The 6,295-nt window shown below is 66.1% G+C and carries 5 protein-coding genes; all 5 read right to left on the reverse strand.

Features of this window, described 5'->3' with window-relative positions:
• Nucleotide 1 precedes the first annotated feature (1 nt).
• Nucleotides 2–1,216 carry an MFS transporter gene (locus tag ACWF4Z_RS28795; protein ID WP_452246287.1) on the reverse strand — a complete coding sequence of 405 codons (1,215 nt, stop codon included), beginning with the start codon at nt 1,214–1,216 and terminating at the stop codon, nt 2–4.
• A complete protein-coding gene (locus ACWF4Z_RS28800) occupies nt 1,216–2,184 on the reverse strand; it encodes a LacI family DNA-binding transcriptional regulator (RefSeq protein WP_452246288.1) in 969 nt (322 codons plus the stop codon). The genes ACWF4Z_RS28795 and ACWF4Z_RS28800 overlap by 1 nt, the downstream gene beginning before the upstream one ends.
• 81 nt (nt 2,185–2,265) lie before the next feature.
• The gene (locus ACWF4Z_RS28805) at nt 2,266–3,525 is read right to left on the reverse strand and encodes an ATP-grasp domain-containing protein (protein WP_452246289.1); all 1,260 of its coding nucleotides are present in this window, start codon (nt 3,523–3,525) and stop codon (nt 2,266–2,268) included.
• A complete protein-coding gene (locus tag ACWF4Z_RS28810; RefSeq protein WP_452246290.1) occupies nt 3,522–4,670 on the reverse strand; it encodes a hypothetical protein in 1,149 nt (382 codons plus the stop codon). Before ACWF4Z_RS28810 ends, ACWF4Z_RS28805 begins: the two co-directional genes overlap by 4 nt.
• A gap of 21 nt (nt 4,671–4,691) precedes the next feature.
• Nucleotides 4,692–5,939, reverse strand: coding sequence for an MFS transporter (locus tag ACWF4Z_RS28815; RefSeq protein WP_452246291.1), 1,248 nt, complete (start codon nt 5,937–5,939; stop codon nt 4,692–4,694).
• Nucleotides 5,940–6,295 lie beyond the last annotated feature (356 nt).

Below are 6,295 nucleotides of genomic sequence, written 5' to 3' on the forward strand. Positions count from 1 at the left end.
GTCAAACCTCGTCGATTGGGTTACCCACTGTTCGCGGTGAGCGAGCCATGACGGTGAGGCCGATGACGGCGAGCAGTCCGAAAGTCGCCGGAACGAGGAACACTCGCGGCAGGCCGATGATGTCGGCTGCGATGCCTGCGGCCGCTCCGCCCAGGGCCGATGCCAGGGCGGTGGAGCTCAGAAAGATGGCTGACGCGGTCGCGACTGCCGTCGGGAGCAGACGTTGCGCGACGATGATCCCCAGTGCGGCGAAGATTCCCCACACCCCGCCCATGAGGAACTGTCCGGCGAACAGCCCGACGGCAGTGCCGGTCGTGGCGAAGCAGATGTTGGCAGCGACCCCGAAGGCCGCTCCGAGCACCATCAGTTTCATCATCGCGACTCTGCGGGCCACGACCACGACCAGAGGCATGATGGCGAGTTCGACCAGCGGCTGAATTCCGATGATTGCGCCACTGAGTCCGGACGGGAAACCGAGTTGGCCGTTCATGTAGAGCGGTAAATACGCGTATTTGACGGGCTCCCCGGCGTACACGAGAACATAGAGCGACGTGAAGGCGAGGAGTGGGAGCATCGCGCGCAGGGTGGGGGATTCTGATGGGCGGCGGGTTGAGGCCGGTGGCGTTCTGAACCCCGCGAGTGGGACGAGTTGGGCGATCGTGCAGACCGCCGTCGCGACCAGCATTGTCCGCAGCGAGGTTTGCGCGGCGAGGAACGATCCGGCGACCGGGCCGATCACCCAACCAGCGGTCAGGGCCATCCGTACGACCGAGATGACTCCGTCGTTGCCCGGGTTCGGGTGAACCTTCAGTTCGTCGTGGAGGAGTGCGAAGAGCTGGGAGGTGGCGGCGCCGGCGAAGCCGAGGACGACTGCGCTGATGACGTACGGCATCCACAGGTGGGTGGAGAAGGCGGTGCCCACCCAGCCCGCGAACCCGGCGACGGCACAGGCACGCAACAAACCAAGCCGTGCGCCGGTGCGGTCCGATCGCGCACCGACCAGGTAGCCGGCCACCGGCGCGGTCAGGTTGGTCAGATAGAACAGCCCGGCCTGAGTCAACGAGGCACCGAGGTTGTTGACCAGGAACGATGCGATCTGCGGCGCGGCCGCCGAGATCCCGAGGCCGGACAGGAACAACGCGACGGTCGCGCCGCGATAGAGCGGTGATGCGAGCGTCAACCGGAGCGCCGACGTACGCGTCACCGTTTGGCCCATCAGCGAGTGCTCTGGCGTACGACGAGGTCCACCGGGAACTGCTGCCGGTACCCAACCGCCGGAACCCCCTGCAGGAGTAACCGGGTTGCGGCCGCGGCCATCTCCTCGACGGGCAATCGCATCGTGGTCAGCGGTGGATTGGTGCAGACCGCGGCAATGCTGTCGTCGAAGCCGATGATGCTGACGTCCTCGGGCACGCGCCTGCCGCTCGCGGTGATCGCTTGCACCGCCCCGGCAGCCATCAAGTCGCAGGCCACGAACATCGCGTCGACATCCTCTTGAAGCAGCTCCTGCGCGGCGCGATAACCACCTTCGCGATGGAAGTCGCCGTACGCGCTGATATCCGCGAGGCCCAGATCCTGGACCGCCCGTAGATATCCGGCCCGCCGGTCGATGGCACATGGATTGAGCGCCGGCCCGTGAATGGCAGCGATCCGGCGGCATCCCAGCTCGTGCAACCGGCTGACCGCCGCGTACGCGCCGCCGACGTTGTCCGCCTGCACACCCGGTACGGACGAGGCCGTAGGCACAATCGACACCGTACGGCGGCACCGCCGATGAAACTGAGTAGCCAGCTCCGGCGTCACGTCCGCGAGAACGACCCCGAGGCTCGTGTTCGCAGTGATCCGCTCGAAGTCCTCCTGACCTCCCACCGCATGCAGCCTCAACTGGGCGCCAACGCCCTCCAGCACAGGCATCATCCCGGCCAGTACCCGACTGAAATACGGATGAGTCCCCAGCCAGCCGACGCCGCGCCCGTACGTCACCGCAACCACGTCAACAGCCCGCTGCCGCCCAGAAGCCAACGCCCGAGCCGTCTCGTTAGGCCGATACCCCAACTCGGCCACCGCAGCCCGAACCCGCGACCGCAACACCCCAGAAGCCCCCGGCGCATCATTGATCACCCTCGACGCAGTAGCCCGAGAAACCCCCGCAACCCGAGCAACATCCTCAATCGTCGGCCTCAAGGCTCCGTCCTCTCCGTCACTGACCCGCTCCGGACCCTAGACCCGAGAGCGCTCTCAGGAGAACCATCAGACTCGCGGTCCTCAGCCTGCGGTGCTCACCTCAACTCTCGACCGGAACCAGTCGACCAGGTCACGCTGCCGCTGCACGAACTCGTTCCGTGTCGGTGCGCCGAGCACCACGGTGCCGACTCGGACGATGGTGTCCGCCGCAGCTGACCCGAGCTGTTGTCCGATCTGGATGTCGAACTCGACGGCGAGGACGCCCTGACGCTTGAGCACCTCTTCCCGATCGGGATAGTCCCGAACGGTACCGGGCGGTCCAGGCAAGAAACTCCATCCTGTCACCTGACCGTTGACGGATCGTGCCTCCGTGACTCCCGTGCCGGGCTGCGGTGCGAGGCCGACCTGCGCGCGGGCCATCGCCTCGTGCAGATCGATCGCGCCCACTGTCTGGTGGTGCAGGGAGATGCCGCCACCGCCCACCCGCATCCCCGCCTCCGAGAAGAACCAACCCTCGGACGTCTGAAACAGCTCTACGTGAAACACGCCGTTCGTCACTCCGAGCAGCTTCAGAGCCTTCGACACCAGCGCCTTCGCCCCGCGATACACGCTCGGATTCTCTGTCGCTGACCTGGCCACGCTCGCGGGGACCACGCCATCGGCGATTCCGACGAGATTGCCGAGGTACTCGCTCAGCGAGAACGCCACGATCTCTCCATCGTGCATCACGCCGTCCGCATGATGTTCGACGCCGTCGACGTACGTCTCGACCAGAACCGTTCGCACCGGCGTTGCGATCAGTGTGTCGAGTCGATCCTCCAGTTCGGCCGGCGTGCGAGCGACGTACGTGTGCACGGTGCCGGCTCCGCTGTACGGCTTGAGAACGAGCGGGAGGTGCGACCCGAGTGCGGTGATCTCGGCCCGCTTCCGCTGTACGTCGTCGATCAGCCAGGCAGATGCGCACGCCACCCCTCCTTCGCGGAGTGTTGCTTTCTGCGCCGACTTGTCGCGCATGTTGCAGACGACCCGCCAGTCCATCCCGGGCAGTCCCAGCATGGACGCGGCCAGGCAGGCAGGGATCAGCGCGTGTTCGTCAAAGCCGACCACCGCGTCGTATCGTCGGCCGGCCGATGTCAGTCGATTCAGTGCGAAGCTCAGGTGCTCCGACCAGTCGTGGTTTTCAACGAAGATCGCCTCGGTGGCGACGTCCGCCCAACCCGGACGGGCGTACCAGTCCCACGATTCGGCATCCACCAGGACATCGACGTCGTAGCCAAGTCGACGCAGTGCCGACGTTCCCCTGCGGCGCCAGCCGATTTGTAGTGCGCGTTGCGTACTCACGTGAACCTCCACTGTCGGCCGACAGAGCGGGTGGCTTCGACCTCTGCGACGAGGTCGAACTTCTTGAGCGCGATGCCCAGTGAGCCGCATGGTTCGAGCTCCTGGTAGCGGTCTTCCCACGCGCGCAGGTCGTACCGCCAAGCCTTGATGAAGCGCGGCGGCGACGCTGGATCGATCTGGTCGAGTCTCGACAACGACGCGCGCATCGCAGTCCGGATCCGCTCGCGGTCGCCCGGGGACGCCGCCGGCCCTCCGCCGACCTCCGCGGCGAAGCGGATCCGGTCACCACGCTCGCTGATCTGCGCGAACCAGAACTCGGTCCCGGCGTGGTCCAGACTCAGCCCGTCGTGCATCAGCTGGTGAAGACCCTCGGCAAGCAGGTCACCGAACTCCTCCCCGCGGGCACGGGCCGGGTCGGCGAACGGCGCGTACGGCAGTTGGCGAGCGGTTCCGGCGGCACTGACCTCACGCCTCGCGGTCCACTCATGCAGGAACAGCCAATCTTCGTTGTAGGTGTCGGGGAAGAAGGGTGCCGCCGCAGTGGCGTCCACCAGCAACGCGCCACCGGTCACGAAGGTCCGCGGCGTAGCGTCGGCGAACCGCAACGCGTGACCGACCACCGAATGGTCCGGGAAGTCGTCGACGAAGAAGCCGACCGCACCCGCCCGATCCAGCATTCGTGAGGCACGGGCCAGATCCGCCGGCTCGATGCCGAACGTGTCGTCGTCGAGGAACAGCAGCCTGCGCCAGCGCATGGCCCGCCCGAGCAGCAGACCCAGGTTGCGCTTCACGCTGAGGTCCGAAACCCGAACCTCCGTGGCGTGGTCGTGCCGGGAAGACGAGAAATCGAGCATCGGATGCGAATAGTCAGGCGGCAGCTGGATACCGACGAACGACGGCGCGTCGTGGTCGATCAGGAACTCGGCTGTCTCCGCCGCACGGGAGGAGCCGCTGCACATCGCGATCAGTGTCGCGCCGGATCGCCGCGCGAGTGAGACCGCCACCTGTAGTTGCGCTACCGGCCGGATCGTCGGCACGAAGATCGCGTCGATCCGCGGGGCCATCGGGACGGCTGAGCCGGGGAACGCGTCGTCGAAGCGGACCAGGTTTCGGTTGAGCATGCTTGGGCGTGCTGGTGTAGTCACCCGTTCTCCCTTGGTGAGTCCTTACTGGGTGGCGATCCCCCATCCAGGTAGGCGTAGCGACGCGTACGCTGCGAACGCGACCATGCCAACGGTCAACGTGATCGCTGCGCCCGCGATCGTCGTTCGAAGGCCGAGCAGTTCGCCAAGGACGCCTGCGGTGACCGCGCCGACAGGCACGGCGCCGAACGTGAAGAGCCGGAATCCGGCGCTCATCCGCCCCAGCAGCTCGACGGGCGTCGCCGCCTGGCGAAAGGACACCGCGTGGACGTTGAACACCCCAACTCCGAGGCCGTAGACGACGAACGCCCCGCCGAGGGTGAACGGTGCCGCCGGGCCAGTCGGGACGGGGGACACCGTCAGGGCCATCGCCGACATGACCGCGGCAGCCCCGAGAACTCGCTCCACACCGAGTCGACGCCCGGCCGCGGTCGCGATGAGCGAACCGATGACCACGCCGCAACCGGCTGCGGTGAAGAGGGCGCCCACTACGGCCGCGGACATCGACAGAGTCCGCACGGCATAGACGAGGAAAGCGGTCAGGATGGTCTGCTCGCACAGGTTGAACCAGGTGCTTGCGACCAGGAGTAAACGCAGGCGTGGGTTCGCGAAACAATGCCGGATACCTTGCCACGCCCTCCTGATATAGGGGACTGGCGTAGGCGGTTTGGCCGGAACTTGCTCACGGCTCTTGATGGATAGCAGAAAAACGGTCGAGACTGCATACGAGAAGACATCAGCCAAGATGGCCAGCGGCGCGCTGAACAGGCGGATCAGTAAACCGCCCAATGCCGGCCCCGCCATCTCGGCCAACGATGTCGTAGCGCTCACTTTACTGTTCGCGTCGACCAGGAATTTAGGGTGGACTAGCCTCGGCACATAGGTCAGGACAGCGATGTCGAAGACTGCGGTGCACACGCCGGCAGACAATGCGACGACATACAGCAGGGGCATCGGTGGTGTCGTGAACGCGAACGTTAGTGGGATCGCAGCCAGTATCAAACCGCGCAGTACGTTGGTGGCAATGATGACGGGTAGGACCGGTCGGGCGTCCAGCCATGGTCCGATCAAGGGGGTGACCACGATCGTGGCGATCGAGCTCGCCGCCACGAGCAGGCCAACTGCACCGGTCGACGCACCGGCCACCGAAATAGCGACGAGCGGCAACGCCAAGGTGGTGATCTGACTGCCAATCCACGAAACACTCTCGCCGAACCAGAATCTGAGGAAATCCCGCTGGTGTGAAGCCTTGCCGGCGACGGCGTACGTCATGCGCGCATCACAGCACCCCACTGCTTGCCCGACGGATCACAACGTTTGGGAGATGGATGCTGGCGAATTTGTCACAACTCCAACACCCGCGCGAACCACACCGGCGGTGTCGGGTCGGCTACCTCGCGTTTCGGAAAAAACCTATGAGCCGACCGATTCCCGGTCAACCTCCCAGCTCTGCAACAAGCTGCAACCGCCCCAGGCCCCGGTCGGGGAAAGGGCGCGCCGGCCGAACTCTGCGCGGATTCGTCCCGCTCTCGCTCGCTGCGGCTGATCCTCGATTGGACCGGAAGGGGGGGGGGGGGGGGGGGGGGGGGGGGGGGGGGGGGGGGGGGGGGGGGGGTTGGGGGAGGGCC

It is taken from the genome of Kribbella sp. NPDC055071 (genome assembly GCF_053608045.1).

Excerpts from the sequence above, each read along its gene's own strand:
- ACWF4Z_RS28795 (WP_452246287.1), bottom strand. The coding sequence starts at position 1,216 with ATGGGCCAAACGGTGACGCGTACGTCGGCGCTCCGGTTGACGCTCGCA.
- ACWF4Z_RS28815 (WP_452246291.1), bottom strand. The coding sequence starts at position 5,939 with ATGACGTACGCCGTCGCCGGCAAGGCTTCACACCAGCGGGATTTCCTC.